Annotated in this window: 31 protein-coding genes; 14 read left to right on the forward strand and 17 right to left on the reverse strand. The window is 67.2% G+C overall.

Annotated features, from left to right (window positions below; all coding sequences use genetic code 11):
* The first annotated feature begins 6 nt into the window (after positions 1–6).
* Together BKA25_RS25300 and BKA25_RS25305 are read left to right on the forward strand one after the other, a co-directional pair.
* Entirely contained in the window at positions 7–831 is an 825-nt protein-coding gene (locus BKA25_RS25300; RefSeq protein ID WP_216637776.1) for a metal ABC transporter ATP-binding protein, read from the forward strand.
* Between the two features lie 29 nt (positions 832–860).
* Entirely contained in the window at positions 861–1,679 is an 819-nt protein-coding gene (locus BKA25_RS25305) for a metal ABC transporter permease (protein WP_069853181.1), read from the forward strand.
* A gap of 15 nt (positions 1,680–1,694) precedes the next feature.
* On the opposite strand, the gene BKA25_RS25310 is transcribed toward BKA25_RS25305, so the two are convergent.
* Positions 1,695–2,150, reverse strand: coding sequence for an NUDIX hydrolase (locus tag BKA25_RS25310; RefSeq protein WP_069846107.1), 456 nt, complete (start codon positions 2,148–2,150; stop codon positions 1,695–1,697).
* Positions 2,151–2,154: 4 nt separating this feature from the next.
* Positions 2,155–3,501, reverse strand: coding sequence for an alginate O-acetyltransferase AlgX-related protein (locus tag BKA25_RS25315; RefSeq protein ID WP_157420899.1), 1,347 nt, complete (start codon positions 3,499–3,501; stop codon positions 2,155–2,157).
* A gap of 373 nt (positions 3,502–3,874) precedes the next feature.
* Here BKA25_RS25315 and BKA25_RS25320 point away from each other — a divergent pair, with 373 nt between their 5' ends.
* The gene (locus tag BKA25_RS25320; protein WP_069846106.1) at positions 3,875–5,095 is read left to right on the forward strand and encodes a DUF418 domain-containing protein; all 1,221 of its coding nucleotides are present in this window, start codon (positions 3,875–3,877) and stop codon (positions 5,093–5,095) included.
* A gap of 101 nt (positions 5,096–5,196) precedes the next feature.
* Here BKA25_RS25320 and BKA25_RS25325 read toward each other — a convergent pair whose 3' ends face one another.
* Together BKA25_RS25325 and BKA25_RS25330 are read right to left on the reverse strand one after the other, a co-directional pair.
* Complete coding sequence (locus BKA25_RS25325; RefSeq protein ID WP_157420898.1) at positions 5,197–5,502, reverse strand: hypothetical protein; 306 nt, start codon at positions 5,500–5,502, stop codon at positions 5,197–5,199.
* A complete protein-coding gene (locus BKA25_RS25330) occupies positions 5,495–5,761 on the reverse strand; it encodes a hypothetical protein (RefSeq protein ID WP_069846102.1) in 267 nt (88 codons plus the stop codon). The genes BKA25_RS25325 and BKA25_RS25330 overlap by 8 nt, the downstream gene beginning before the upstream one ends.
* Positions 5,762–6,024: 263 nt before the next feature.
* On the opposite strand from BKA25_RS25330, the gene BKA25_RS25335 reads away from it, so the two are divergent.
* Both BKA25_RS25335 and BKA25_RS25340 read left to right on the forward strand, forming a co-directional pair.
* A complete protein-coding gene (locus tag BKA25_RS25335; protein ID WP_069846100.1) occupies positions 6,025–6,309 on the forward strand; it encodes a YxzC family protein in 285 nt (94 codons plus the stop codon).
* Between the two features lie 168 nt (positions 6,310–6,477).
* Positions 6,478–7,218: a class I SAM-dependent methyltransferase gene (locus BKA25_RS25340; protein WP_069846098.1), complete on the forward strand. Its 741-nt coding sequence runs from the start codon at positions 6,478–6,480 to the stop codon at positions 7,216–7,218.
* On the opposite strand, the gene BKA25_RS25345 is transcribed toward BKA25_RS25340, so the two are convergent.
* From BKA25_RS25345 to BKA25_RS25375, 7 genes are all read right to left on the reverse strand, one after another.
* Positions 7,126–8,559 (reverse strand): MBOAT family O-acyltransferase, encoded by a 1,434-nt coding sequence (locus BKA25_RS25345; RefSeq protein ID WP_069846096.1) that lies wholly within the window; start codon positions 8,557–8,559, stop codon positions 7,126–7,128. The two genes, BKA25_RS25340 and BKA25_RS25345, sit on opposite strands and share 93 nt — an antisense overlap.
* 130 nt (positions 8,560–8,689) lie before the next feature.
* Complete coding sequence (gene rlmB, locus BKA25_RS25350; protein ID WP_069846094.1) at positions 8,690–9,649, reverse strand: 23S rRNA (guanosine(2251)-2'-O)-methyltransferase RlmB; 960 nt, start codon at positions 9,647–9,649, stop codon at positions 8,690–8,692.
* On the reverse strand, positions 9,649–11,079 hold the full coding sequence (cysS, locus tag BKA25_RS25355; RefSeq protein ID WP_069846092.1) for a cysteine--tRNA ligase: 1,431 nt from the start codon (positions 11,077–11,079) through the stop codon (positions 9,649–9,651). The genes rlmB and cysS overlap by 1 nt, the downstream gene beginning before the upstream one ends.
* 64 nt (positions 11,080–11,143) lie before the next feature.
* Positions 11,144–11,842 carry an HAD family hydrolase gene (locus tag BKA25_RS25360; RefSeq protein ID WP_069846091.1) on the reverse strand — a complete coding sequence of 233 codons (699 nt, stop codon included), beginning with the start codon at positions 11,840–11,842 and terminating at the stop codon, positions 11,144–11,146.
* Between the two features lie 72 nt (positions 11,843–11,914).
* Positions 11,915–12,175 (reverse strand): hypothetical protein, encoded by a 261-nt coding sequence (locus BKA25_RS25365; RefSeq protein ID WP_069846089.1) that lies wholly within the window; start codon positions 12,173–12,175, stop codon positions 11,915–11,917.
* Positions 12,172–12,690 (reverse strand): hypothetical protein, encoded by a 519-nt coding sequence (locus tag BKA25_RS25370; RefSeq protein ID WP_069846087.1) that lies wholly within the window; start codon positions 12,688–12,690, stop codon positions 12,172–12,174. The genes BKA25_RS25365 and BKA25_RS25370 overlap by 4 nt, the downstream gene beginning before the upstream one ends.
* Positions 12,687–13,256 (reverse strand): hypothetical protein, encoded by a 570-nt coding sequence (locus BKA25_RS25375; protein ID WP_069846086.1) that lies wholly within the window; start codon positions 13,254–13,256, stop codon positions 12,687–12,689. The genes BKA25_RS25370 and BKA25_RS25375 overlap by 4 nt, the downstream gene beginning before the upstream one ends.
* 124 nt (positions 13,257–13,380) lie before the next feature.
* Between BKA25_RS25375 and BKA25_RS25380 the strand changes: the two genes are divergently transcribed.
* The 4 genes from BKA25_RS25380 to BKA25_RS25395 all read left to right on the forward strand — a co-directional run bounded on the left by BKA25_RS25380 (position 13,381) and on the right by BKA25_RS25395 (position 14,951).
* On the forward strand, positions 13,381–14,238 hold the full coding sequence (locus BKA25_RS25380) for a helix-turn-helix domain-containing protein (protein WP_084642418.1): 858 nt from the start codon (positions 13,381–13,383) through the stop codon (positions 14,236–14,238).
* Entirely contained in the window at positions 14,235–14,423 is a 189-nt protein-coding gene (locus tag BKA25_RS25385) for a DUF397 domain-containing protein (protein WP_084642416.1), read from the forward strand. Before BKA25_RS25380 ends, BKA25_RS25385 begins: the two co-directional genes overlap by 4 nt.
* 114 nt (positions 14,424–14,537) lie before the next feature.
* Positions 14,538–14,735, forward strand: coding sequence for a DUF397 domain-containing protein (locus BKA25_RS25390; protein WP_084643526.1), 198 nt, complete (start codon positions 14,538–14,540; stop codon positions 14,733–14,735).
* Positions 14,736–14,759: 24 nt separating this feature from the next.
* Complete coding sequence (locus BKA25_RS25395; protein WP_236750456.1) at positions 14,760–14,951, forward strand: DUF397 domain-containing protein; 192 nt, start codon at positions 14,760–14,762, stop codon at positions 14,949–14,951.
* A gap of 98 nt (positions 14,952–15,049) precedes the next feature.
* Here the strand turns inward: BKA25_RS25395 and BKA25_RS25400 are convergent, their stop codons facing one another.
* Complete coding sequence (locus BKA25_RS25400) at positions 15,050–16,429, reverse strand: helix-turn-helix domain-containing protein (protein ID WP_069846084.1); 1,380 nt, start codon at positions 16,427–16,429, stop codon at positions 15,050–15,052.
* Positions 16,430–16,498: 69 nt separating this feature from the next.
* Here BKA25_RS25400 and BKA25_RS25405 point away from each other — a divergent pair, with 69 nt between their 5' ends.
* Together BKA25_RS25405 and BKA25_RS25410 are read left to right on the forward strand one after the other, a co-directional pair.
* Positions 16,499–17,440 carry a hypothetical protein gene (locus BKA25_RS25405; RefSeq protein WP_216637775.1) on the forward strand — a complete coding sequence of 314 codons (942 nt, stop codon included), beginning with the start codon at positions 16,499–16,501 and terminating at the stop codon, positions 17,438–17,440.
* The gene (locus tag BKA25_RS25410) at positions 17,441–18,679 is read left to right on the forward strand and encodes an acyl-CoA dehydrogenase family protein (RefSeq protein WP_084642414.1); all 1,239 of its coding nucleotides are present in this window, start codon (positions 17,441–17,443) and stop codon (positions 18,677–18,679) included.
* Positions 18,680–18,705: 26 nt separating this feature from the next.
* On the opposite strand, the gene BKA25_RS25415 is transcribed toward BKA25_RS25410, so the two are convergent.
* Entirely contained in the window at positions 18,706–19,224 is a 519-nt protein-coding gene (locus BKA25_RS25415; protein WP_236750455.1) for an NUDIX domain-containing protein, read from the reverse strand.
* A gap of 124 nt (positions 19,225–19,348) precedes the next feature.
* Here BKA25_RS25415 and BKA25_RS25420 point away from each other — a divergent pair, with 124 nt between their 5' ends.
* Positions 19,349–19,501 (forward strand): hypothetical protein, encoded by a 153-nt coding sequence (locus BKA25_RS25420; RefSeq protein WP_157420897.1) that lies wholly within the window; start codon positions 19,349–19,351, stop codon positions 19,499–19,501.
* 38 nt (positions 19,502–19,539) lie between these two features.
* On the opposite strand, the gene ispF is transcribed toward BKA25_RS25420, so the two are convergent.
* The 3 genes from ispF to BKA25_RS25435 are packed head-to-tail and all read right to left on the reverse strand — an operon-like array spanning position 19,540 to position 21,313.
* Positions 19,540–20,037, reverse strand: a complete 498-nt coding sequence (gene ispF, locus BKA25_RS25425) for a 2-C-methyl-D-erythritol 2,4-cyclodiphosphate synthase (protein WP_069846079.1) — start codon at positions 20,035–20,037, stop codon at positions 19,540–19,542.
* The gene (gene ispD / locus BKA25_RS25430) at positions 20,034–20,786 is read right to left on the reverse strand and encodes a 2-C-methyl-D-erythritol 4-phosphate cytidylyltransferase (protein WP_069846077.1); all 753 of its coding nucleotides are present in this window, start codon (positions 20,784–20,786) and stop codon (positions 20,034–20,036) included. Before ispD ends, ispF begins: the two co-directional genes overlap by 4 nt.
* 38 nt (positions 20,787–20,824) lie before the next feature.
* A complete protein-coding gene (locus BKA25_RS25435; RefSeq protein WP_069846075.1) occupies positions 20,825–21,313 on the reverse strand; it encodes a CarD family transcriptional regulator in 489 nt (162 codons plus the stop codon).
* Between the two features lie 287 nt (positions 21,314–21,600).
* Here BKA25_RS25435 and BKA25_RS25440 point away from each other — a divergent pair, with 287 nt between their 5' ends.
* On the forward strand, positions 21,601–22,371 hold the full coding sequence (locus BKA25_RS25440; protein WP_157420896.1) for a hypothetical protein: 771 nt from the start codon (positions 21,601–21,603) through the stop codon (positions 22,369–22,371).
* A 142-nt stretch (positions 22,372–22,513) separates the two neighbouring features.
* Entirely contained in the window at positions 22,514–23,896 is a 1,383-nt protein-coding gene (radA, locus tag BKA25_RS25445) for a DNA repair protein RadA (RefSeq protein WP_069846071.1), read from the forward strand.
* Positions 23,897–23,917: 21 nt separating this feature from the next.
* Here the strand turns inward: radA and BKA25_RS25450 are convergent, their stop codons facing one another.
* Positions 23,918–26,077, reverse strand: coding sequence for a S1 family peptidase (locus tag BKA25_RS25450; RefSeq protein ID WP_069846069.1), 2,160 nt, complete (start codon positions 26,075–26,077; stop codon positions 23,918–23,920).
* Between the last annotated feature and the right edge of the window lie 73 nt (positions 26,078–26,150).

The raw sequence follows: 26,150 nt of genomic DNA on the forward strand, positions 1-26,150 counted from the left end.
ACGGGCATGGCATCCAGCGCCGAACATCCCGCCGCCTTGCAGCTGCGGTCGGCCACCCTCGCCTTCGGCGAGCGCACGCTGTGGGACGGGCTCGATCTGGAGGTCCAGCCGGGCGAGTTCCTGGCGGTGCTCGGGCCGAACGGCTCCGGCAAGACGAGCCTGCTGCGGGTGTTGCTCGGCCTACAACCCCTCACCAGCGGCGAGGCCCGCATCGGTGGGATGCCGCCCGGCAGCCGCAATCGACGGATCGGTTACATCCCGCAGCAACGCAGTGTCGAGCCGACCTTGACCGTCCGGGGCCGTGACCTGGTCGGGCTCGGGCTGGACGGCCATCGTTGGGGTATCGGCTGGCGGGGTAGGCAGGAACGCCGGGAGCGGGTGGACGCGGCCTTGGCCTCGGTCGATGCCTTCGACTTCGGAAATCGGCCGCTCGGCCTGCTCTCCGGCGGCGAGCAGCAACGGCTTCGGGTGGCCCAGGCGTTGGTGGGCGACCCGGCGCTGCTGCTGTGCGACGAGCCGCTGTTGTCGCTGGACCTGGCGAGTCAGCGGATGGTGAGCCAGCTGGTCGCGGGCGCCGCCCGCCGCAAGGATGCCGCCGTCCTGTTCGTCACGCACGAGATCAACCCGGTGTTGCCGGTGGTCGACCGGGTGCTCTACCTGGTCGACGGGCGCTTCCGGGTGGGCACCCCCGACGAGGTGATGACCTCCGAGACGCTGTCCGAGTTGTATCGGACACCGGTCGAGGTCATCCGGCTCGCCGATCGAATCGTGGTGGTCGGTGGCGAGAACGGTGCGGCCGCCCACCACCACCCGTTGGAAGAGACCACGTGAACCTGGCAGCCATCTTCGACTTCGAGACCATGCTGCGACTGCTGGAGCTCGATTTCGTCCAGCAGGCTCTGCTCGCGGCCGCGGTGCTGGGCCTGGTCTCCGGGGTTCTGGGACCGCTGGTGGTCGCCAGGAACATGTCCTTCGCCGTCCACGGCACCGCCGAACTCGCCTTCACCGGTGCTGCGGCTGCGCTGTTGTTGGGCTTGAGCGTCGGCGTCGGCGCACTGGCCGGGGCGGTGATCGCCGCAGTGATCCTCGGGGTGCTCGGCAAACGGGGCAGCGAGCAGGATTCGGTCATCGGTGCGGTGCTGGCCTTCGGCCTGGGCCTCGGCGTGCTGTTGCTCTGGATGTATCCCGGTCGTGCCTCCAGCAAGTTCAGTCTGCTGGTCGGGCAGATCGTCGGTGTCGACTCGACCGATCTCGCCCTGCTGAGCGGCGCCGCGATCGCGGTCATCGTGGTCTTCGCGGTGCTCTACCGACCGCTGTTGTTCGCCAGTGTCGACCCCGAGGTGGCCTTGGCCAGGGGCGTTCCGCTGAAGTGGCTGACCCCGGTGTTCGCGGTGCTGGTCGGCATCGCGACCGCGTTGGGCGTGCAAACCGTCGGTGCGCTGCTCGTGCTCGCTCTGATGGTCACGCCCGGAGCCGCCGCGGCACGGGTCACGGCCAATCCGGTGACCGCCACGGTGCTCGCGGTGTTGTTCGCCGAGGCCGCGGTGTTGGGCGGCATCGTGCTGTCCTTGGCGCCGGGGGCTCCGGTGAGCAGCTTCGTCACGGCGATCTCGTTCGCGATCTACCTCGTGTGTCGGGTCATCGGGCGCTATCGACTGCGCAGGGTCGGCACGGCCTGAGTCCGGGGCGCGGTCTCAATGCTGGATGAGTCCGCCGACCGGGACCGGCGGCACCCGGCCGGTGGCGGGCCGGGTCTGCGCCAGCGCTAAACCGATGTCGACCAACGAGGATCGGCGCAACGACGCGACCTCGGGGATCGGCGTCCACACCGACTCGACGATCTCATCGCCGGGTTCGGGCCGAGGTAGACCGCCGGTGATCCGGACCTGGTAGAAGATCCCGAGGTTCTGGTGTTCGACGCCTGCACGCGCCTCGGCGGCGGGGATCACTCGCGAATCCACGCCCAGCAGGCGTTCGATCTCGGCCACGCAACCGGTCTCCTCGTCGACCTCGCGGATCACCGTGTCGAATGGGTGTTCCCCGTGCTCCACCCGGCCGCCCGGCAGGGTCCAGGTCCGCGCTGCATGGTGGGCGAGCAGCACCCGCCCGTTCTCGACGCACACGGCGTAGGCCGCCAGCCGGAAGCTCATCCGTCTATGGTCTCGGATGTTCGGCCAGGGCCGCACCGATATCGGCGACCACCCCGGGATCGAGGAACGGGGTGACGCCGCCCGCGATCAACCGCTCGACGGACTGCACGACGATCACATCGCCCGCCACCAACACGTCGAGCATGGCCTGTCGATCGCTCTGTGCCACGGTGTAGTTGATCAGCCGCAGGTCGGCGAAGGCGGCGGGCAGGTAACGGCTGGTCGACACCATGAAGGAGTCGCCGAGCATCGCGACGCGCTCGGTGACCATGCCGGTGGTCGCCGGGCTGGAGAAGTGCACCGCTTCGTCCAGGCGGTTGATCCTCGGACCGGTGCGGTCGACGGTCCCGTCGGGACGCAGGCGGTACCGGGTGCCGCTCTCGGCCTCGATCCGTCCCTGCATGACCGCGAGATCCGGCGTGTGATCCCAGCGACCCTGCCGATCGATGAGCCAGCTGTCCGAGCTGCCCGGACTGATCTGTTCGGCGAGTGCCCTGGTGGCCTCGATGGCGCCCTCATCGGTCCAATGCGTGTCCATCAGGTGATACGCGGGGCGGCCGGATTCCGGTGCGGGGTCGGGCTGCCGCAGTGCCGCCCGCAGGTCGAGCGCGCCCGTCTCGGCGGGTACCCGGGCCCAGAAGTCCTCGGTGGCGACTCTCGCGCACTCCAGATCCGGATACTCATCCGGTAGGTACTCCGGCACGATCGTGCTCTTGTCCGGCGCGATCAGCACGATGAGTTCGCGGCCGGATTCCTCGACCACCCGCCGCAGTTCCCGCAGGCTGGCGATCGACTGGTCCAGGTCGCGATAGGGATCGCATTTGCCCTCGACGTCGTAACCGAGGTAGAGCCACCCGTCCTTGCCCTCGATGACCTCGCTGGATTCGGCGAGGATCAGCTGCTCGGTCAGGTCCGTGGATTCCTCGGAAGGCGGGCTGGGCGCAGGTGGCTGCGGCAGCACCGCCGGGCCCGCTGGTTGATCGGGGATGCCCCGGCCGGGCGGCTCGCCGAACACACCTCTGCTGATCCCGTCGGCCAATCGGATGGCCGATTCGCGAAACACCAGGTTGTCGACGGCCCATTGCGGCATTCCGGTGAAGAAACCCCAGCCGTCGGCGAAGCCGGGAAACGCCACCAAGGGTCGATTCTCGATCTCGGTGGCCCGAACACCCATCCCGTAGACGGCCAGCGGCGCCGCGAAGAAGACCACTCCCGCGAGTAGCGCGATGAGTTGGCGGCCGCCGTGTCTCGGCCGGTACAACGAATGTTCCCTCGGCAACCAGGATTCGTGCACCTCGGGGAGAATCAGGCTCTCGGGTGTTGCACCACGAGCGCCCTCCAGGTGTGTCACGGGATACACGGTAGCCAAGCCCAGGCCCGCGTCGGTCGATCGCGCCAAGGCTTCATCGAGTCGGAACGCAACCGGAGTCCTCCGGCGGGGGCCGCAGTGGCGCGCGCTCCCGGCGCGGCGGTTGCATCGCGAATCCCCCCGCGAATCGATGTCGGCTAGCGATCGAATGGCTACGATCGGTGAGAACGACCGGGATGCCCGGCGCAGCAAGCGACTGCGTACCCGGTCGGCAAGTCGTCACCGAACTCCCGGGCTCCGCGCGTGCCTCGCTCGGCATCGCGAGACCGGGCAGCGGTCGATCGTTTCAGAATCCCGCGACCATGCAGGCGGCTATCGCCGCAGGTCGGCCCACGCTTCCCGAAAAAGGACACCGATGACGATTCACGACGATCCGCCACCACAGCGGCAACGCGCCGTCGCACCCGATCTGGCGCGCGGACTCATGTTGCTGTTCATCGCCCTGGCCAACGTCCCCTGGTTCCTCTATGGCGCGCCCACCGCTCTCACCAGCGCGCACCGCGCCGATGCCACCGGCCTCGACGTGGTGTGGCAGACCATCGCGATCGTCGCGATCGATGGGCGCAGCTACCCGCTGTTCGCCTTCTTGTTCGGCTACGGCATCTGGCAGCTCTACACGAGGCAGCAGGCTGCCGGAGTCGATGAGAAATCCGCGCGCCGCCTACTCCAGTTACGTCACCTCTGGATGATCGTCTTCGGTGGCGTGCACGCCGCGCTGCTCTGGCAGGGCGACGTCCTCGGCGCCTACGGACTCTGCGGGCTCATCATGGTCTGGCTGTTCCTGCGTCGGCAGACCGCCACTCTGCGCCGGTGGATCATCGGTCTGTTCACCATGCTGGCGATCGCCACGATCTCCGGATCGGTGGTGGGACTGCTGCTGCCGATGGAGGAGGCGGCCGCCATGGTCCAGCCCACTGTGCCACAACTGGCGGGAACCGAGTCCTATCTCGACTCGATCCTCCCTCGTTTCCTCTTCTGGTCGCCGCTGGTCGTCGCCCAGGGGTTACTCGGGTTCGTCGTGCCGATCGCCGTACTGCTGGCGATCGTCTGCGCTCGGCGGCGAATCCTCGAATCGCCGGAGACACATCGCAGGTTGCTGATGCGCACCGCAGTCGTCGGGATCGCGATCGGCTGGCTCGGTGCCGTGCCCGCCGCCCTGGTGCACCACGGAATCTGGGAGCTGCCCGATTGGGCACCCACCCTGCTGCACCTGCTGACCGGGTTGTGCGGTGGGATCGGTTATGCGGCGCTCTTCGGTCTGATCGCCGCTCGCTTCGCCGACGGTCGTTCTCCTGGCGCGCTGGTCGGCGGCCTGACGGCCATCGGGAAGCGGTCCCTGTCCTGCTATCTCGTGCAGTCGGTGATCTTCGCGCCGCTACTGGCCGCCTGGGGTCTCGGACTCGGCGCCACGCTCACCGAATGGCAGGCCGCGTTGATCGCGGTGGCGGCCTGGCTCGTCTCGATGGTGTTCGCCATCGCGTTGGAGCGTGCGGGTAAACGCGGTCCGGCGGAGTGGTTGCTGCGCAGGCTGGCCTATCGCGGACGACGTTCCTCGGCGACACCGGTAGCACGCTGATCGGGTTTCGCAGCCCGGACAGCTGTCGTCGCGGTCGAGTGCGGCTGCGGCGACAGCTGGCCTGGGAATAGCACCGGCCGCTGGGGCGGGGCTACATCCGGTCAGTCATCGCCGCCGATGTCGTCGGCATTCGTACCGCCATTTGAACCACCGATGTGGTCGTAGTGGCCGGACGGGCCGAAGACGGTGGGGTTGTCCCGGCTGCCGTTCTCGGGTTGCCGGTTCGGCTTCGGCGGCTGCTCGGATCGAACCTTCCTTGGTCCCCGACGCGCGAGGGCGAACGGCAGAATCAGGGCTAGCAGCACCATGGCCGTCAGAAGCAGCAGCCCGAGCGACGGGAGTTGGGCAGATTCCGCCTCAGCGGCGATGTCCAAGACGCCGGCCGCGAATTCGGCCGACTCAGTCACCGCCACCGCCGCCGCCGCCGTCGCCCCCACCACCGCTATCGCCGCCGCCCCAACCGCCACCGCTGTCGGAATGGGAGTCGGACGATGCGGATTCGTGGTGGCGTTCGTAGTCGCCGTAGTAGGTGTGGCCGCTATCGCCGGGGCCGCTGTCTCGATAGGGCCGCCGCTTGGCGGGGCGCCGGGTGCGCTTGCGGGCGGCACTGCGGCGCGCGGCGATCGCGATGAGAACCATGATGCCCAGCGGGATGAGCGCATACATCCACGCCGGTAACCCGTCGCCTTCCCCGCTCGACGCCGCTAAGCCGCTTGCCGTTTCGCTTGCCAGGCCGGCGATCACGCCAAGGCTCATTCTCGGACCTCCCGAATACGCTGCCCCCAGGAACGGCGGCTCGCTCAGGTTAGGCAGCGGATCTTCGGCTTGGACGCGAAATAACAGCATCGCCTACGGATGTTCACTGTCCGCAGGCATCGGGTGTGTGTGCTCCTCCCGGGCTGGGCTGTCTTGCGGTTACGGTCAACGATGTGACAGGCGACCAACGGCCGGACCTGGATCAGATCGAGGCTCGATTCCGGGCGGTTCTCGATGGGCGGTCCAGCCGCGATGCCATTGATCGGTGGGCCGCGAGGTGGGTAGCCGACGACGCTCTCAGCTGGGACGAGGTGAGTTGGTGGGCGTTGGAGAAGCTTCACGGCATCGATCTTCGCCATGGGCCACACCAGGATTTCCTCCACGGCGACGACCAGATCCGAGGCTGGCTGGTGGAACTGCACGCTCGCCGCGCCGCCGATCGGGACACCGGCGACTGACGCACTTCAGATCATCACGATGGACGCCACAATCGGTTCGCGCCGCTACCTGCATTCACGCCATGCCGGTCGGGTCCGAGGGTCGACGCGGCAAGCGACTCGGTCTCGCGAATTCGTCACCGCGAAAATTCGGTTTAGAGAGGTTTCGGTCGGATCTAGAATTCGATCATGATCAACCCGAATGCCGCCTTCGACGAACTCGCGCCGAACTACGATTCCGATGGCAGCCATCGGACGTTGGCCGAGCGTCTGGTCGCGGGCCTGGCGCCCTTGCGGGCGAAAGCAACCGTGCTCGATGTGGCAACGGGAACCGGCGCGGCGGCCTTCGCAGCACTGCGTCGGCTCGACATCACGCGTGTCGTGGCCGTGGACATCTCCGAGGGCATGATTCAACGAGCGAGACAGGCAGCCACCACCGCCGATCCGACGGGCCGGATCGAATGGCAGGTGGCGGCGGGCGTGCCCGCCCCGATGCCCGCAGGCTCCGCCGACCTCGTGCTGTGTGCCTCTTCGCTGCAATTCCTGGGCCGGGCGGCGCTGACCGATTGGCTGCGCGTGCTCCGGCCCGGCGGTCAGGTGGCCTTCACGCTGACCTCGGCGGCGTGCTTCCGGCCCTCCGGTGCCTTCGCCGAGCTGGCCGCCGCCGATCTGCCGATGCCCGCCGACGAGCAACAGGCGGCGCGAATCGCCGGCGAGGCCGGGTTCGAGAACGTCGCCGTGACCACCGTCGAGATCGCAGGCGACCGCCCGAAGGTCGTGTTCCTGGTGTACGGCACCGCTGAGGAAGCGAAGTTCGATTCAGGAGATGAGCAAGTCTCAGAACTGGTAATACAAGAACGGGCTGAACGTCCCGGTGGCGACCAGGATCGCGGCGTACCAGAGGCCGACGGTCAGCAGGGCCACGCGTAAGACGGTGGCGGACCGCGACCGGGCCGATTCCAGGTAGGGGCCGGTCACCGACTTCGACGGCAGGAAGAAGGCTCCGACAGCGAAGATCAGGATGAGCAGGCGTTGGTTGTTCAGCGCGTCGTCGACCTCGATCGACAAACCGGTGAAGTCGGGGATCGCCATGCTGCCGAGCACGCTGAACGCGCTGGCCATGTCGGGGGCACGGAACAAGACCCAGCCGATGGTGACGAGCAGCGTGGTCAGCACTCGGCGCGCGATGCGCCCGCCCGCCGAGGCTGGCGCCTTGTCCTTGCCGGTGGCCCGTTCGAAGACCAGCAGGGCGCCGTGGAAGAGGCCCCAGATGATGAAGGTCCACGCGGCGCCGTGCCAGAAGCCGGTGAGGAAGAAGATGATCCACAGGTTGCGGTAGGTCTTGGCCGAGCCGTGTCGGTTGCCGCCCAACGGGATGTAGACGTAGTCGCGGAACCAGCGCGACAGCGACATGTGCCAGCGACGCCAGAACTCGGTGACCGTGACCGAGGAATAGGGGCGGGCGAAGTTCTCCGGCAGCCGGAAGCCCAGCATCCGGCCTAAACCGATGGCCATGTCCGAGTAGCCGGAGAAGTCGAAGTAGAGCTGCAAGGTGTAGGCGATCGCGCCCAGCCAGGCGATCGCGAAGGTCATGTCCTGGTCAGGCGTGTTGAAGCAGGCCGCGACGACCGGGGCGAGCGAGTCGGCGACGATGACCTTCTTGGCCAGCCCCAGCGCGAATCGGGGCAGTCCGGCGGCGATGTCGTCGAGCCGGTGGCTGCGTTCCTGCGGCAGCTGGTCGGCGATCTCCCGGTATCGGATGATCGGCCCGGCGACCAGCTGCGGGAACATCGCGATGTAGGTGATGAACGACACCGGATTACGCAGGGCGGGCCGCTCGCCGCGATAGATGTCCACCACATAGGAGATGTGGTGGAAGGTGTAGAAGGAGATGCCGATCGGCAGTGCCAGTTCCACCGTCGGCAGGTCCGCACCGAACCAGCCGGCCAGGACGGCGGCCTGTTCGGTGGCGAACCCCGCGTACTTCCAGACGAAGAGGATCGAGAGGTTGAAGCTGATGACGCCGATCAGCAGCCATTTCTTCCGGCGTCGTTCGAGGTCCCACTCGTCCGGTTGCAGCGCGGGCGCCACCAGGTAGTTGACGACGATGCACGACAACAGCAGCAGGGTCGTGCCGCCCGCCCCGCTGGCGTAGAACACCAGGCTGGCCACGGCGACGACGCCGTTGCGCCAGCTCCGGGGTGCGATCAGCACCGCCGCGAGAACGACGGGCATGAAGTACCACAGGAAAAGCGGGCTGGCGAACGACATTCTCGGCCTTATCGACGTCTGGCGAGCGACTCTAACCGATCGAAGACGGCCGAGTACCCGAGATGGTCAACCTCGTCCGCATCGGTGCGGCGAGCAGCGCGTTCGTCGCTCCTCGCCGCCCTTCGCCTGATCAGGACAGGCGCCTGCGACGAGCCACCTCGGCCAGCACCACGCCGGTTGCCACCGAAGCATTCAACGACTCGACGTCGGTGGACATCGGAATCGACACGGTCTCGTCGCAGGTCTCCTTGACCAACCGTGACAGTCCACGGCCCTCGGAGCCGACGACGACCACCAACGGCCCGGTCGCCAATTCCAGTTCGTCCACGCTGATGGAACCGTCGGCGTCCAGACCGACGATCATGAAACCCTGTTTCGCCCAATCCTTCAAGGTTCGGGTCAGGTTTGTCGCCTTGGCCACGGGGATCCTGGCCGCGGTGCCCGCGCTGGTCCGCCACGCGACGGCCGTCAGACCCGCGCTGCGGCGCTGCGGAACCACGACGCCGTTGGCGCCGAAGGCCGCAGCCGAGCGGATGACCGCGCCGAGGTTGCGGGGGTCGGTGACCCCGTCCAGCGCCACCAGCAGGGGCGGACCGCTCGATTCACCGGCTGCGGTGATCAGGTCGTCCGGGTGGGCGTAGTCGAAGGGCGGCACCTGGAGCCCGATGCCCTGGTGCATGGCGCCCTGGGTGATGCGGTCCAGCTCGGTGCGCGAGACCTCCGAGACGGCGACGCCCTGTTCGGTGGCGAGGTTGACGGCCTCGGTCACCCGATCGTCCAGCTCGATCCCACTGGCCACATACAGCGCGGTGGCGGGCACGCCTACCCGCAGGCACTCCACCACCGGGTTGCGTCCCGCGATGGTCTCGGCGCCGGTACCGGCCGACTTCGAACGCTGCTCACGGTTGGCCGCCGCCCGGTTGGCGAGTTCGGCCCGCCGATGCGCCGGGTGGTAGGGCCGGTCCTCGGCACGCGGCGTGGGCCCGCGCCCTTCCAGTGCCTTGCGTCGCTGACCGCCGGAGCCGGTCGTGGCACCTTTCTTGGTGCCCGGCTTGCGCATCGCACCACGCCGCTGGGAGTTGCCCGCCATCAGTTGCTGTCCTTCACAGTCCATGTCGGCCCGTCCGGACCGTCTTCGACAGCGATCCCGACCGTAAGCAGCCGATCGCGAATCGCATCGGCACTCGCGAAGTCGCGGGCTGCCCGAGCGTTCTGCCGCTCGACCAACAACTGTTGCACGAGTTCGCCGAGGACCCCAACCGCGCGGTCTTCCGTGCTACCGGCTGCGGTGTCCCACTCGGTGGCGAGCGGGTCGAGGCCGAGGCTCGCCAACATTCTACGGACCAATGCGACGTGCTCGACCAGCGCCGACCTGCCCTCGGCCGAGGAGTCCTCGGCGAGCAGCTGGTTACCGGCCCGCACCAGGTTGTGCACGACGGCCAGCGCCCGAGGCACGTTGAGGTCGTCGTCCATCGCGGCGGCGAACTCGACCCAGGACTGGGTGGCGACCAGGGCGGCTTCGTCGGCGGACTGCTCGTCGGTGGCGTCGGTGGCCTTGCGGACGAAAGCCTCGATCCGCTGATAGGCCTTGGCCGCCTCGCCCAGTGCTTCCTCGCTGTATTCGAGGTTGGAGCGGTAGTGCGCCGAGACGAGGTAATACCGCAGCTCGGGGGCCCGCACCCGCTCCAACATGACCGGGATGCCGACGGTGTTGCCCAGCGACTTGGACATCTTCTCGCCGCTCATGGTCACCCAGGCGTTGTGCAGCCAGTATTCGGCGAACCCGTCGCCTGCGGCGTTCGACTGGGCCGCCTCGTTCTCGTGGTGCGGGAACACCAGGTCGGCGCCGCCGCCGTGGATGTCGAAGCGCGGGCCGAGGTAGTAGGTGGCCATCGCGGAGCACTCCAGGTGCCAGCCGGGCCGACCGGGGCCCCACGGGGTCGGCCACGAGGGCTCCCCCGGCTTCGCTGCCTTCCACAGGGTGAAGTCGCGCGGGTCACGTTTGCCGGTCGCGGCGGACTCGCCCTGCTGCATCTCGGACAGTCGCTGCCCGGAGAGCTGCCCGTAGTCGGGGTAGCTGGTCACCGAGAAGTAGACGTCGCCGTCGGCCGCGTAGGCGTGACCTCGGTCGATGAGCCGTTGCATCAGCTCGACCATCTGCGTGATGTGTCCGGTCGCCCGAGGCGTGACGGACGGCGGGAGGCAGCCGAGCTTGTCGTAGGCGTCCTCGAAGGCCCGCTCGAAGCGCGCGGCCCACTCCCACCACGGCCTGCCTGCGGCCTCGGCCTTGGTCAGGACCTTGTCGTCGATGTCGGTGACGTTGCGCACCAGGAGCACGTCATAGCCTGCCAGCATCAGCCAGCGGCGCAGCACGTCGAAGTTGAGCCCGCTGCGCACATGGCCGATATGCGGAATTCCCTGGACGGTCGCCCCACACACATAGATCGACACCACGCCGTCCTGTAGCGGACGAAAGTCCCGGGTGGTTCGAGTACCGGTGTCGTGTAGGCGCAAAGTCACATCGGAAAGGGTACGGAATCACAGACTTCCGCAACAGAAAGGGTTGACGAAGTCCGTTTCATCATCAAGCAGGCGCGGAATCCAACAGCCCATGCTTGCCGAGCACGTCCAGCAGGGCGGCAGGCCGCTGGTCGGTCGGCAGCGGCGGGACGATCGCCACGGTGCAGCCCAACTCGGCGGCCGCGCCGTCGGCCTCGGGGCTGTCGCCGACCATCAGTGTCTCGGCGGGCTCGACGCCGAGCCGTTCGCAGGCGATCTGGAACAGCTTGAGGTCGGGTTTCATCGCCCCTTCGACGTAGGACAGGGCGTACTCGTCGACCAACTCGGCCGCGTCGATGCTCGCCAACGCCGACCGGACGTCCCAGACGATGTTGCTGACCACCGCCGTGCGAATCCCGCCTGCGCGCAGCCCCCGCAATGCCGACGCCGTGTCGGGATAAGGCCGCCAATAGGCGGGGTCGATCAACCGCCGGTAAAGCGGTTCGGCCAACTTCTCATCGATGCCCGCTTCGCGAATGATGGCTTGATAAACCGTCTGATGCAGCGAGGCATCGAGGTCCCGACGATTCCAGGCATCTCGAAGTTCGGGGGGCAGGCCCGCTTCCTCGCCTGCGGGCGCGGTGAGCCGAACGATCAGTTTGGCCTCGGCATCCTCGGACAGCGGGGAGCCTGCCCCATCGCCGAGGCCGCGAAACCAGGCCGGGCCCGGTTCGAGCCGAAACAGGGTCCCGGAGAAGTCGAACAGCACGCCGCGAATCGCCACGCGCTCCACGGTACGTCGTCGGGCGGCGCGGACACCATGGGCCTTTCGGCCGGTGCTACCGGTCGTCGGCTCTTACTGGTCGGGAGATCGGGTGGGATTGCCGCGCAACACCCAGGCGTAATCGGCGCAGGCCGGGCAGGTGAGCTGTGGTCGAGTCGGATCGCTGCGGGCGGCGTCGCTGTTGACAACGAGCCGGGTGCCGCAGAAGGCCGTGATCTCGGTGCCTGCGGGCGGTCGGGGCGGGGGCGCGGCGTGCCGGTCGGAGACGGCGGATCTCGGCCTGGCGACGGGTTCCCAGAACAACTGTGGGTCGCCGTGCCAACCGGGGATCACCGTCCTGCCCGCAGGATCCGAGGCTGCCGAGCCCTACGGGATGGTTCGATGCGCCTGCGGAACTCGATCGGGCCGGTGGGGGTCGTCGGCAGCGGTTCGACGCCGGTGGGCAGCGGGTAGGGATCGACGAGGTTGATGGCGTCGACCAGGGCGATCACCAGTCGTGGCAGGCGATCGAGCCCGATTCGCCAGGCGTCACGGGGTGCGCGTTCGCCGAGGACAGCCAGATCGATCCCCACGCCGGGATACACGGTCAGCACCACCACGCGAGGCGCCAAACCAGGGCCGAGCGCGCGCAGTCGGGTCTCGCCGGGTTGTCGCAGGTCGATGTTGTCGATCAGTGAACGGGTGGTCGTGGGGTTGAGCGCGGCCAGACCTGCGGAGCTGAACCCGAGTTCGAGAAGGACCCGGTGTGCGGACCGGTCGACGGTGATCGCGATTCGTTGGCTGCTTCGGCGCCTGCCGCGTAGGTCGGCGGGGATCAGACTGAACAGCTCGGCGTCGGGATAGATCATGCGGCGCTCCGGAGCGGGACGTCGAGACTGCCGGTGAAGGCGGTGACATAGCCGGGCGATGGTGTGGGGTGCCGGTGGAGCGGCGATTGGTGGGAGCCCTGTGGTTCTTGGGACTGCGACGGGGTTTGCCAGCAACGCGCGGCGATCGCGGCCACGCAGTAGAAGTCGTCCTCTGCGGGATCGGCGTCGAGTGTTTCCCGCAGTAGCAACACATCACCCGCCGTCGGGTCGAATCGCGCTGGCTCGAAGGCGAAGTCATCGAGCGGGAATGGATCGGGCTCGGTCTCCCATTCCGAAGAGGTCGAGGTGGCCGCGTCTGGCCAGCCGATGGTCAGTAATGCCTCGTCACGAGGTGACGCGGCAATGCGTCGAGGTGCTGTCGCGCGGGCGGTGGTGTGCGTGGCCTGCGGTGAATAGCGGTGGTCGGACGCGGTTCGCGTGGCTCGCGGGCTGTGCGAGGCCAGGACGGCGACCGGCTCCCCGAAGGAGATCCAGATCAACACCACTCCGAACACCATGAGCGCCAACCCGCCCAACGCGGTACCGACAAAGCCGTCGATCGACATGAGCGACTCCGGAAATGTCACTGTCTGCAACTGGGACAGCACCAGCTTCTGGAAGTGACCCAGCTACTGTCAAGCTCCGCTCGGCCTATCCGCCCAATCGAGTGGCGGCGCTATCGTTCGATGCATGGCCAGCACAAACAAGAGCCCGCTTGTCTATGCGCTCGGCGAGGAGTTGAAGCGACTCCGCCTCGCGAAAGGGCTAACGGTCCGTGCTGTAGGTCGATTGGTCGGCGCCGATCACACCCTGGTCAGTCGCACCGAGTCAGGGGTGCGGAAGGTTTCTCCCGAGGAGATCGCCAGGTGGCTCGGCGCCATCGGAGCCGACAACGAGGACTACGACCGAATCCTCGAAATGGCACGAGACGCCACGCGAGCGACCTGGTCGGAGGTGAATAGTCCCGGATTGCCCACCCTGCTCGATACTTTGATCAAGTACGAACAACAGGCCACCGCGATCACCGAGGTCAATCCGATGCTTGTTCCTGGGCTGCTTCAGACCAGGGACTACGCGATGGCTGTCATGTCGGATGGCGATCTGGCAGCCGACAAAATTCTTCCCCGAGTGATGTACCGCCTCGGGCGGCAGGATGTCCTTCATCGCAAGGACGGCCCACACTTCACCGCGCTCATCGAAGAATCAGTTCTGCTCCGCCACATAGGCGGACACTGCGTGATGGCAGACCAGCTGGACTACCTGCTCGAAGCCAGCTCCCGCAAGAACGTTGACGTCCGGGTGATCCCACTATCAGCAGGCGCGCACGGCGGACTGGCAGGCGCCTGGGTCCTACTTGAGTTCCCCGTCGCACCACCAATTGTTCATCTCGAGCACGTTGGTTCCGCAACATTTCTCCATAAGCGACCACACACCCAATCCTTCCTCAACGCCCGCAGTAGCCTCTTGGATATCGCCTTGAACGGAGCCGAGTCTGCCGAGGTAATTACCTCTTATGCAGATCAGCATCGACGGAATGGGGATTCATGAACGAGCCGATCTCATGGCGCAAGTCAAAGCGCTCACACCAGACCACCTCATGCATTGAAGTGGGCCAGGATCCAAGAAACATGCGCATCCGAGACACCAAGAACAGAGCGGGCGGCACGCTACTCCTCGATAAGTCGACGTTCAGCGCCTTCTTAGCCGCAGTCAAGTCGGATCGGTTGCGCTAGAGCCCCCGTCAGGCTGCTATGGAACCGACCGATGGCGCTAACAGCACCAAGACTCACAACGCCTGCGTAAGGACCGCCAGCAACTCAGCGGAACATTTGAAAGAGGGTAGCAACATGACGGCACCCCGACAGTTCCACAATTGGCAGAAGTCAGCACACAGCGGCGGGCAGAGCCAATGCGTCGAGGTTGGCCAGGCTCCCGGCCTGATCGGCATCAGAGATACGAAGAACCGCACAGGCGGAACCCTCGTGATCGAACGCGGCGCGTTCGGCATCTTCCTAGCGGCAGTGAAAGCTAACCGGCTCCACTGACAGCGCACGAGAGGACGTTGCGACATGATGACGGACCTGCATAGATGGCGTAAATCGACACGATCTGGACAGCAAAGCTCTTGCGTCGAGGTCGGCCGGGCCCCCGGCTTAGTCGGCATCAGAGACACCAAGAACCGCGCGGGCGGAACCCTCATGGTCGAGCGCGCTGCCTTCGGCACATTCCTGGCAGCGGTGAAGGCCGACCGGCTCAACTGACCCGCCCACGGCAACGGCCTCCGGACCACACCGGACCGGAGGCCGCTCTATGCCAGCGCCGCCGGGGAGCGGACCCGGTCGCGGGGCACTGCTTCGGTTCAGACCGGTACGCCAGCGCGGCGGGCAAAGCCACGCAGGCCGGGCAGGGTGTTCGCCGTGGGGTGATGGAGCAGGCCTGCGGTGATCTCCTGGATGGGCTTGCGGTAGCGGACCTCGTCCGGCGAGGCATGTTCGGCGGCCAGCAGCGCCCGGTAGCACTGCGCGGGTTTGCCCCACTGGTGGTACGACCGCGCAACGTCGGACCAGTAGCGGGCCTGCCGTTCGGTCAGCGGGATCGCGGCGGGGTTGATGCGGCGAGCGACCTCGATCGCCGCACCGGAATCCCCGAGGACCCGCGCAATGCTGATCTCGTACAACCCCACGCCGGTCGGCCCGAACGCGGTGAACCGGTGATTGCCCTCGACACCCAAGCGGCCAGCCGCCTGAACGGCTTCGCCGATCAAAGTGTGCGCAGTATCGCGGTCCCCATCGACGGCGGCCGTGTAGGCGGCAGTGGACAGCAGCGATCCGTACACCGACAGGTATTCCGGCCCCCGGTTCAGGTCAGGTTGCAGGACGGCGGCAGCGTCGATGATCTGGCGCTCGGCGGTCGCGGTGTGGCCAGCGCGGCGCAGCACGATTGCCCAGGCTCGGCGGGCGGCAGCCTGAGTGAGCACGTCGTCTCCGGCGCCGTAAGCAGTGCTCACTGCTCGGTCGGCGGTGGTCCACGCCAACCGGTCCCGACCAAGCTTGACCATCAGCTCGGATGACAGGACATACAGCTGGGAGAGTTGGCCGGTCGCGTCGGCACGATCGTTCTCGTCCACGCCCTCGGCACCGGTGGCCATCGCAGTGGCTAGCAGCCTCGGTAGGCGTGCGGCGACGTCTGTGTAGCGGCCCTGCTGAAACGTGGCCCGCGCAGTAGCCACGTCGTGCCGCAGCTGAGGCAGCGTGGTCGGAACGCCAGAACTCAAAGCAGAATCGAGCAGGGTGCTCTCCAACACGGTGACCGGGTCGCTCGGTGCACCGCGTAGGGCGGGTGCACCGAGGACGGCGGCGCCTGCCAACCCGCTCAGTCCTGCCAACAGCGTGCGACGACGCATCGGGTCGGTCTCCTCGTCCGGCGCCAGGATGGACTCGACCATAGCGGCGGGTCGCGAAACTGACACGAACCGTGCCGAAATATCCGCGAGCCCGAGTAGGTGACTCGGGATCCGCAGTGCGTCGGCAAGGCCCCGCAGTACCTGAAGATCCCGCAGCGGCTGCTTGCCCGTCTCCAGCCGCGAGAGCGTCGATACCGAGTAGCCACACCGTGCCGCAAGCTTCGCGAGGGTCCAGTGGTTAGCTTGACGCACCGCGCGCACGATCGCCCCGGCGTTTCCGGATTCGAGGGCAGCGCGCACAGCGTCGGTGTGCCAGACCGCGTGGGGAGCATTCATCGCCTGCGCTCCTTGCTCAGGCCAGGATATCCCAGCGTATCCAACTGATTACTATCAGTGCCAGGCGATTTGCGTACCGTGCAATTCTGCTTCCAAACCTTGCAAAAGGACTGGTCAACGGCCTGCTGCAGTCGTGTGCTGGAAACCGCCTCGGCAGTCCACCCGTCCCTGCCGTGGTGGAGGGATGCCATGACCAGCCCCACCACATCTACTTCGATGGCGATGCCACAAGTTCCATCGAACCAGCCTCCAGCGCAGGAGTTGACTGCAGCCGAGCTGGACCGTGCAGGCCTGCTTCACGCAGATCCCGGCGCCCGGATCAGTCGGTTCGCGGTTTTCGTGCCCACCGACGCGCTTGGCACTCTGCGTCCGGTCACGATCCACTCCGGCGCCGTGGTCAGCCCCTTCTCCGTGGTCCACGGCGGCACCACCATCGGTGCACACGCCCGTATCGAGGGGCACACCATAGTGGGAACTCCGGAGCTGGGCTACGCGGTCGGCCGGGTCTACCCCGGGGTCGGCGGCGGCACAATGATCGGCGCTGGTGCAGTGGTCCGCAGCGGCGCCGTCGTCTACGCGGACGTTCAGATCGGTCTCAACGTACTCATCGGGCATCACACTCTGCTGCGCACCGATGTTCAGGTCGGCGCCGAATCCCAGCTCGGCCACCATCTGACCGTCGAACGCGCCAGCCGAATCGGTCGGGAGGTTCGTTGCTCTCCCGGCTCACACATCACCAGTTCCACCGTGTTGGCCGACCGGGTGTTCCTAGGGGCCGGGGTTCGCACGATCAACGACAAGACACTGACTTGGCGCGATCCCCTTCGCAAGCCGCTCCTGATCGCACCTCAGTTCGACACCGGCGCAAAAATCGGCTCCGGTTCGATAGTGCTGGCCGGTATCAGAGTCGGCGAGCAAGCGCTGATCGGGTCCGGTTCGCTGCTCACCCGCGACATCCCTCCCGGGGCCCTGGCTTATGGCCACCCGGCCAGGGTCCACGGGGAGGTCTAGGTGAGTATCGAGTCGATCAGCAACGGGCGGCCCCCTGGAGCCATCGGGAGGTGGTTGGAATCGCTCCTACCTGTGCTGGATCCGGCGAGGCTTGTCGACTGGCCTCGGTTGTCAGAACTGGCCGCAGCCCTGAACGAAACACTCGTCACCCATCCGCTCGATGCAGGTCTCACAGGAGGTGTCGAGCGCAGTCGCCGGCTTCATGACATCCGCCGTGCCTTGGCCGTGCGGGGCCACCTGAACACCGGCGGGCATCCACCGCTGTTCGGCGTACTCACGCAGTTCGTGTGCGGGTATCGGGATATCGACCTGCGCGATGCCACCGGCTTAGGGCACGGCCAGCTCATCGCCCGCCACGGCAGTGCCCGAGCGCGGCAGCATTGGATTCCCCGGTTGTTAGCTGGCGAGTTAGCCGGTATCGCCGTCACCGAGGCCCATGGTGGCTCGCGGCCAGCCGAGACCCGCACAGCAGCCGTGCACGGATCAGATGGCACCTGGCTGATCACCGGCGGCAAGACGTGGATCAGCCGGTTGAACGAGGCAGCCGTGTTCGTGGTGTTCTTCCTCGATCCACATGGGCACCTGGCTGCCGCCGCAATCGATGCCACCACGCCGGGCCTACACCGCCAGCCGCTGTCGCCGACAGGTCTGGCTGGCTGGAGTTGGGGTGTTCTGGAACTGGATGCAGTACCGGTCCGGGATACCGACGTGCTGCACGGAGACGGGATGGAACTGCTGCGCGAACACTTCGCCGCCTACCGGCCGCTAGTCACCGCAACAGCACTGGGGGGCGCGGCCGCAGTGTTCGACACAGTAGCCGCGACCCTCGTCGCCCGCCGAGACAACGGTGAACTGACGCGACTGCGGGACACGGCGCTGGTCACCCTCGGCCGCACCCACGCCCAGCTCATGACCGCCTTGCTTGGTGTAGTCGTGGCCGCGCAGCTCTCCCACACTGAGCACCAGGATGCGGAGCGCTGGGGCGCGGCGATGAAGGCCCACGGCATCGATACCGCCAACCAGGCCGCAGCGGAACTAGCGCTGCTATTGGGTGCGGTCGGGTACCGAACCGATTCCCCCGTTGCAAAGATCCGACGCGACCTCGGCGGGTTGCTGTACGCCGACGGCATCCACGACAGTCTCTATCGGGCTGCAGGCAAACAACACACGATCGCAGACCAGACCCTGCAGGTGGCGGGACGCTGGCTGGATGACATGCCGACCACCGGGGACGGCTGACGGCGGTAACGGGTAGGGACGCCGGTTCAGTCGATCCGGCGGCCCTGCTCGCACAGCACCGTCGTTCCCTGATCGACCGCCTCCATCGCAGCGGATACGCGGTCAGCTAGCAGCGGTTTGACCCGTTCGGCGACCTGGTCCGGCGCATAGAACCCTACGGAAAGTATTTCGGCGTCGACGAATTCCATCCCAATCATGTCCGTCGCATCCAAGACTCCACCGTCGAATACGAACACCACGCCTTCGGGACGGGAGTCCTGCGGCCGCACATAGTCCACGACGAGCAGCCGACCGAGCGGACGGTCCCAACCAAGTTCCTCCGCCAACTCACGGGTCGCAGCGGCCCACGGCGACTCATCGGAATCCACCGCACCACCGGGAATTTCCCAGTTCGGTTTATAGGACGGTTCAACCAACAACACCCGATCCTCGGCATCGCGAAAAAGCACACCTGCCGCCATCCGTTTGCGGGCGAGCCTGGCAACGTACTGCTCCACGGGTAGCACGTCCGTGGACGCCGATGAGGAGGAACTCGTCGAGGTCACCCATGCACTCTAATCGAGAGGCCAAAGGAGGCACGAGATTACGTCGGCTGGCTCGCCTTGTTGAAGGGCGAAGGTATGGCCCATATTCTGCGACCGACCGGGCCGACCGCTTTGTGCAGAAGGCGTGCTGACTGACCGCATCGTCGACCTGATCTCCGCAAGGATCGAACATCAGGGCAAAAAGCTCATCGCTCGCATCAAACAGGAGTCAGCGCGCATCAGCCGCATCGATTACCAGGCCAACGGCCATTACGAGAATGGCACCTGTGTGTTTTGATCCAGGGACGATGCTCGGCTCTGTGTTGAGAAGGACCCTCAGCCCTGAACCGGCACCAACAGCGCCGTGGCGATCGCTGCCACGCCCTCACCTCGGCCGGTGAGACCCAGACCGTCGGTGGTGGTGGCAGTCACACTCACCGGGCCGCCTGCGGCCTCGGAGAGGACCCGCTGGGCCTCTTCGCGGCGGGGGCCGATTCGTGGGGCGTTGCCGATGATCTGCACGACAGCATTACCGAGTCGGTAGCCCGCCGCCTCGAAACGGCGTCGCACCTCGCCGAGCAGCGCCACGCCGTGCGCACCCGCCCACTCGGGCGCGCTGGTGCCGAACACCGAACCGAGATCGCCGAGAGCGACCGCGCCGAGCATCGCGTCACACAGGGCGTGCGCGGCGACGTCACCATCGGAGTGGCCTGCACAGCCGGTCGCGTCCGGCCAGTGCAGTCCGGCCAGCCAGCAGTCCTTACCCTCTTGAATCGGGTGCACGTCGGTGCCCAAGCCGACCCGTGGCACGGCAAGAGCGGACAGCTCGGTCATCGGGCCTCTCCCACGGTCTCGTCGGCTCGCTCCGCCGCCACTGCCTTCTGCGCCAGCATGGCGTCGACCACCGCGAGATCGAACGGGGTCGTCACCTTGAAGGCATGGGAATGACCGGCAACGATATGCACCGGAATGCCGGACTGCTCCACTAATCCGGCGTCATCGGTGTTGAGAATCGACATCGGGCTCGCCCCATCGGGGTCAGAATCGAGCCCATAGGCCTTTCGAAGAACATCGACGTCGAAGCCCTGCGGGGTCTGCACCAACCGCAATCCGGCCCGATCCGGGGTCGCCACCACCCGGCCCGTCGAATCGATCTGCTTGACGGTGTCGGCCACCGGCAGCACCGGAATCACCGCAGGCAATCCCGAACGCACCGCGTCGACGACCGACCTGATGACCTCGACCGGGGTGAAAGCCCGCGCGGCATCGTGCACCAACACCACCCGGGCCCCGGGCAAGACAGTAAGGCCGCTCCGCAGTGCCAGACGCACCGAGTCGCCACGTTCAGCGCCACCCACGACCACGCTGACCTGCGACCCGAAACGCTCCACGGCAGCGACGACGACGGACACCTCGGCCGCTGGGGCGGCGACCACGACATGGTCGACGCATCCGGCGGACAACAATCCGTGCACCGCGTGTACCAACAACGGCTCGCCTGCGACCTCGACCAGCGCCTTCGGCACCTGAGCACCCAAGCGCTCGCCACGTCCGGCCGCAGGCACGACCGCAATGACACTCACTGTCCGCTACTTCCCTATTTACTCAGGGTGCCCAATTTTCAGGAAGCAGTTTCCAGAACCTCGTCGAGCAAGATTTCAGCCTTGCCCTCATCGGTGCCCTCTGCCAACGCCAACTCACTGACCAGTATTTGCCTGGCCTTGGCCAGCATGCGCTTCTCGCCCGCGGACAGACCGCGATCCTTCTCACGCCGCCAGAGATCGCGCACCACTTCGGCAACCTTGTTCACATCGCCGGAGGCGAGCTTCTCAAGATTGGCCTTATACCGCCGAGACCAGTTGGTCGGCTCCTCGGTGTGGGGAGCACGCAGCACCTCGAAGACCCGATTCAGGCCCTCTTGCCCTACGACGTCCCGCACACCGACGATCTCGGCGTTGTCTGCGGGCACTCGCACGGTGAGGTCGCCCTGCGCAACCTTCAGGACGAGATACTTCTTCTCCTCGCCCTTGATCACACGGGTCTCGATTGCTTCGATGAGAGCGGCACCGTGGTGCGGGTAGACGACGGTCTCTCCGACCTTGAAAACCATGTGTCCTCTGCCCCTTTCGCTGATGCCATCTTAACACGCAGGGCAATTCACGTCCGGCCGACCGACCAACCTTCCGCGCAGGTCAGCGCCAGTGTCCGGGGGTTGACAAACAGCCGAAGAACATGCAAGGGCGTTCGCAGAAGATCGGCTGACTGGTCCATTGTGGACTAATACCGATCGGGTACCTCGGGGACTTGATGTCACGACCGCGAAAGCCGTTGGTTAGGCTGCGCAGGAGGTCACGGGCTCGAGCCCGTCAGCGGCATGGTCTACAGGGAGGACCCGCATTGAGACGCGCAGAGCAGACGGTGCGGCGTGGGATCGGAACGGGCTCGGCCCGTCGACGTCTCGTACCCGTGGCGCTGGCAGCAGGCATCGCCCTGATCGCAGGCGGTTGCAGTGCAGGTCAGATCACCCAGACCTCCCGCAAAGAGCCGATCATCGACGGCATCAACGGTGACGTCGGGGACATGGCGATCCGCGACGCTCAGCTGCTCTTCCCGGTCGGCGAGGACCCGCGCTACGAGGCTGGCGACAGCGTCCCGCTGAGCGTGACCCTGGTCAACACCGGCTCGGTGACCGACACGCTCGTCGAGATCACCAGCCCGTCCGCGCAGGTCGTGCAGGTCCAGGGCGACACGGTGATCCCCGGCGGCACCAGCATCGTCGCGACCGTCGACCCGAGGGACTGGACCGACGCGCAGCGGCAGCTGGCCGAGCAGCAGGAGTCCGCAGACGCCTCCGGCACCCCCGGTGACACCGAGGACGAGGACGGCGAGAACCAGGACTCCGAGGACGCCGAGAACCAGGACGGCGACCAGGACAACACGACGGGTGACGAGACCAGCCCGTCCGACCAGCCGGAATCCTCCGCGAACCGCCAGCCGCTCGAAGACAACGTGATCACGGTGGTCTTGGACGAGCTCGTCAACGACGTGCAGGCAGGCACCAACCTCGAGGTCGTGTTCGTCTTCGAGAACGCAGGCCAGATCTCGCTCCAGGTTCCGCTTGGCCCGCCCGCCGAGGGCCGCCCGGTCGAGCAGAACGACGAGCACTGAAATCCGCCGCTAGTCGGCCCTGAGTCCGCGAGACGCGCCGATCCCCCACGGGGTCGGCGCGTAGTCGCATCCAGCTGACTTCGAGCACCACCGGCGGCCGCGATCGACATCGCGTCGGGGCGGCGGCCTAGTCTGCTGACCCGTGGCCCCGACGAAGAGTGCGAAGCCCGCCCGACCGAGGTACCGCTGTGGCGAATGCGGCCTCGAGGTGCCCAAGTGGGTCGGGCGGTGTCCCGAATGCCAGGCGTGGGGCAGCATCGATGAGACCGCCGCACCGAGCCGCTCCAGTCTGAGCCGGGTGGCGGCGGGTGCCCCGGCGACGCCGGCGCGGCCGATCGCCGATGTCGATGTCGAAGCGGCCAGAGCCCGACCGACCGGCGTTCCCGAACTCGACCGCGTCCTCGGTGGCGGGATCGTGCCGGGGGCCGTGGTGTTGCTCGCAGGCGAACCGGGCGTCGGTAAATCGACCCTGCTCCTCGAAGTCGCCCACCAGTGGGCGGCGGGCCCGGGTGGCCCCGCGCTCTACATCACCGGTGAGGAGTCCGCCGGACAGGTCCGGCTGCGAGCCGAGCGCACCGGCAACGTGCACGAATCCCTCTACGTCAGCGCCGAGAGCGACCTGTCGGCGGTCCTGGGCCACGTCGACGCGGTCCGCCCCGGGCTGTTGATCCTGGACTCGGTGCAGACCGTCCAGTCACCCGAGGTCGAGGGCAGTCCGGGTGGTGTGACGCAGGTCCGCGCCGTCACGGTCGCGTTGACGGCGCTGGCCAAGGAACGCGGCCTGCCGGTGGTCCTGGTCGGCCACGTCACCAAGGACGGCTCGGTCGCGGGGCCTCGGGTATTGGAACACCTGGTCGACGTCGTGCTGCACTTCGAAGGCGACCGGCACTCCACTCTGCGCATGGTGCGCGGGGTGAAGAACCGATTCGGCCCCGCCGACGAGGTCGGCTGCTTCGAACTCGCCGACGACGGCATCGTCGGGCTGGCCGACCCTTCGGGGCTGTTCCTCAACCGGCGCGAGACCGCGGTCGCGGGCACTGCGGTGACGGTCGTCGTGGAGGGCAAACGGCCGCTGCTGGCCGAGGTGCAGGCCCTGGTGTCCAAATCCACGCTGGCCATGCCGCGACGCGCGGTCAGCGGCCTGGACTCCGCTCGGGTCTCGATGATCCTGGCGGTGTTGGAGCGGCGCGGCCGGGTGCGGCTCGGCGAGTCGGACGTCTTCACCGCGACGGTCGGCGGCATGAAGGTCAACGAACCCGCCTCAGACCTCGCGGTGGCGCTGGCCGTGGCCTCTGCGGCCAACGATCGGCCGCTCCCGCCGGATCTCGCCGTGGTCGGCGAGGTAGGCCTGGCCGGCGAGATTCGCCGGGTCGCCGGGGCGGGCAGGCGGTTCGCCGAGGCGGCCCGGCTCGGCTTCACCAGGGCGCTGGTTCCGCCGGATTCCGGGCCGCTGCCTCCCGAGCTGCGTGCCGTGGTCGTCCCCGACCTGCGTGCCGCGCTGGCGGAGTTGCGTCGGGGCGACTGACCGCCGCCGAGCCTGCCTGGCTCAGTCGGCCTCGGTCTGCCCCGCCACGCCCAGTTGTTCGCGCCTGCGCCGCAGCATCAGCAGCGTCCCCGCGACAAGACCGGCCGTGCCGAGCAGGGCCAGTAGCGCCACCGACACGCCGGTGTCCGCCAAGTCGGGGTCGCCGCCGGTGGGCGGGTTCGCTCCGGGGCCGCCGGGTGCCTCCGGAATGACGGTGGTGTGGCCGCCCTCGCTCGGCAGCACGGTGATCGTGATGCTGGTCGGATTCGAGCCGACGTCCTCGACCAGTTGGACAGCGGCGATGGTGTGCGAGCCGTGTGACAGCGGCTCGACCAGGGTGATCGACCATTCGCCGTTGTCGTCCACGACGGAGGCCGTGCCGAGATCGACGTCGTCGACGGTCAGCTCGACCACGGCACCCGGCTCCCCCGTGCCGAAGATCATCGGCGCGGTCTCGTCGATCTCCGCGCCGTCCTGCGGCGAGGTGATGGCGGGCGGGCCGGGAGCGATGAAGAACCCGCTGGTCGTCTCCCCCGACTGCCACTGCGATCCGTTGGTCGCCGTCCACGACTGCGAGACGGTGATCTCGTAGTGGCCGAGCGCGAGCTGCTCCTCGGCGGGCAGCCGCCATTCGCCCCGATCATCGGCGGTCACCAGATGGCTCTGTCCCCGATAGGTGACGGTGACCGTCGCACCGGGCTTCGAAGTGCCCACGATCGGCAGGCTGCGTTCGGTGTGCCGGGAACCGTCCTCCGGGGAGGTCACCACCGGGACGCCCAACGTCGGTTCGTCGGGGTCCAGGAAGGCGGGGACTCCATCGCCGTTGGCGTCGTGCACCGTTGTCCGATCGGCGGCCAGCTCCTCGTGGTCGGGCACCCCGTCGCCATCGGTGTCCGCCGTGGTGGTGAGCACCCGCAGGTCGTCACCGAAGTCGCCGATCACATCGGTGGCCAAGGGCTCGGCGAAGGCGATGTTCTGCTCGCCGATCGTCGAGAGACAACGCCGATCGTCCGGCGTCAACGCCCCGGCGCTGTGCAGGCCGACGGCCAGGGTCCCGGCCAGCACGGCCCCGCCGCTGTCGCCGCGTTCCGTGCAGGCGTCGTACCAGAAGCTTCGCTGCGATTTGACGGTGCCGTCGGGGCCGTTGACCCGCACCTCGACGTCGACCTGCTGGATCTGGCCGCACTCCCACTGGCTGGTCTGGCCGGAATGACAGACCTGCATGCCCTCGATCGGGGCGACGACGCCTTCGACGGGCAGGGTGCCGCCCTGCCAGTCGGTCACCGCAGGCTGCGCGATCAGATTCGGATTCTGCACCCGCACGCTCGCGTAATCGTCGCCATCATCGCCATCGGCGATGCTGTTCCAGGCGACGCGCTCGGGAACGCCGATCTCGGTACCGTCCGCCGCGAGGATCGTCGCCGCATCCGTGGCACAGTGCCCGCTGGTCAACGCCAACGCGCGTCCTTGGCCGTCGATCGCGTTGAAACCCAGCGAGCAGCTCGCCAACTCGGAGCCGTCCTCGGCGGCGGCGCTGATGCCCTGCCCGCCGAGCAGGTCGGCGGCCTGTTGGGTCTGCGGGGGTTCGAGCACGAACTCGGTGTTCAGCTCGACGCCGTGGTCGCCGGGTAATTCGGCGGCCAGCGAGCGGCCCGCCGAGGTAGCCGAGAATGCGAGGGTGACGGAGCTGGTCTTGGCGCTGGTGGAGAGCCCGTAGATCAGGGCCCGTCGCTCTGCGGGCAAGCCGTCGATCCAGGCGCGGAGATCGGCCGAGACCTCGATCAGTCGTTCCTCGTTCACGCCTCGGATGTGTGCCTCGGCGCCGCGTTGCCGGACCATGTCGGCCGCACCCTGACTTGTCACCGCGACGTTGAGTCTGCCCGCCGCCGGGTCGAACCAGGCGCCACCGAAATTGTCGGCCAGTTGATCACGGAGGGCATCGGCGGTCGCGGAGGCATCTGCTGCGGCGAGGGAATTCGACGCATAGGTGATCGGGTCGGTCGCAAGATCGCGTTCGATGGCGACTTCGAGACTCGCCGGATAATTCGCCGCTTGATCGGCGGCGGAAAGATCCGACATATCCGATTGTTGTGCGATGCCGCGCGGTGTCGCTCCAAAGATCGATCCGGCAGCCAGTACGCCCGCAGCCAGCACCGAGGCGACCAGTCTTGCCTGCTTCACCGCTCCTCCAGCCCATTGCGGGCATGGCCCGACGATTGTTACCAGAGACGGTATCCAGCTGAGAGGCTCTCTC

It is taken from the genome of Actinoalloteichus hymeniacidonis, from assembly GCF_014203365.1.
Classification (GTDB): domain Bacteria; phylum Actinomycetota; class Actinomycetes; order Mycobacteriales; family Pseudonocardiaceae; genus Actinoalloteichus_A; species Actinoalloteichus_A hymeniacidonis.

Excerpts from the sequence above, each read along its gene's own strand:
- BKA25_RS25300 (WP_216637776.1), top strand. The coding sequence starts at position 7 with ATGGCATCCAGCGCCGAACATCCCGCCGCCTTGCAGCTGCGGTCGGCC.
- BKA25_RS25305 (WP_069853181.1), top strand. The coding sequence starts at position 861 with ATGCTGCGACTGCTGGAGCTCGATTTCGTCCAGCAGGCTCTGCTCGCG.
- BKA25_RS25310 (WP_069846107.1), bottom strand. The coding sequence starts at position 2,150 with ATGAGCTTCCGGCTGGCGGCCTACGCCGTGTGCGTCGAGAACGGGCGG.
- BKA25_RS25320 (WP_069846106.1), top strand. The coding sequence starts at position 3,875 with ATGACGATTCACGACGATCCGCCACCACAGCGGCAACGCGCCGTCGCA.
- BKA25_RS25330 (WP_069846102.1), bottom strand. The coding sequence starts at position 5,761 with ATGTATGCGCTCATCCCGCTGGGCATCATGGTTCTCATCGCGATCGCC.
- BKA25_RS25340 (WP_069846098.1), top strand. The coding sequence starts at position 6,478 with ATGATCAACCCGAATGCCGCCTTCGACGAACTCGCGCCGAACTACGAT.
- BKA25_RS25345 (WP_069846096.1), bottom strand. The coding sequence starts at position 8,559 with ATGTCGTTCGCCAGCCCGCTTTTCCTGTGGTACTTCATGCCCGTCGTT.
- rlmB (WP_069846094.1), bottom strand. The coding sequence starts at position 9,649 with ATGGCGGGCAACTCCCAGCGGCGTGGTGCGATGCGCAAGCCGGGCACC.
- BKA25_RS25370 (WP_069846087.1), bottom strand. The coding sequence starts at position 12,690 with ATGATCTATCCCGACGCCGAGCTGTTCAGTCTGATCCCCGCCGACCTA.
- BKA25_RS25375 (WP_069846086.1), bottom strand. The coding sequence starts at position 13,256 with ATGTCGATCGACGGCTTTGTCGGTACCGCGTTGGGCGGGTTGGCGCTC.
- BKA25_RS25380 (WP_084642418.1), top strand. The coding sequence starts at position 13,381 with ATGGCCAGCACAAACAAGAGCCCGCTTGTCTATGCGCTCGGCGAGGAG.
- BKA25_RS25385 (WP_084642416.1), top strand. The coding sequence starts at position 14,235 with ATGAACGAGCCGATCTCATGGCGCAAGTCAAAGCGCTCACACCAGACC.
- BKA25_RS25390 (WP_084643526.1), top strand. The coding sequence starts at position 14,538 with ATGACGGCACCCCGACAGTTCCACAATTGGCAGAAGTCAGCACACAGC.
- BKA25_RS25395 (WP_236750456.1), top strand. The coding sequence starts at position 14,760 with ATGATGACGGACCTGCATAGATGGCGTAAATCGACACGATCTGGACAG.
- BKA25_RS25400 (WP_069846084.1), bottom strand. The coding sequence starts at position 16,429 with ATGAATGCTCCCCACGCGGTCTGGCACACCGACGCTGTGCGCGCTGCC.
- ispF (WP_069846079.1), bottom strand. The coding sequence starts at position 20,037 with ATGACCGAGCTGTCCGCTCTTGCCGTGCCACGGGTCGGCTTGGGCACC.
- BKA25_RS25435 (WP_069846075.1), bottom strand. The coding sequence starts at position 21,313 with ATGGTTTTCAAGGTCGGAGAGACCGTCGTCTACCCGCACCACGGTGCC.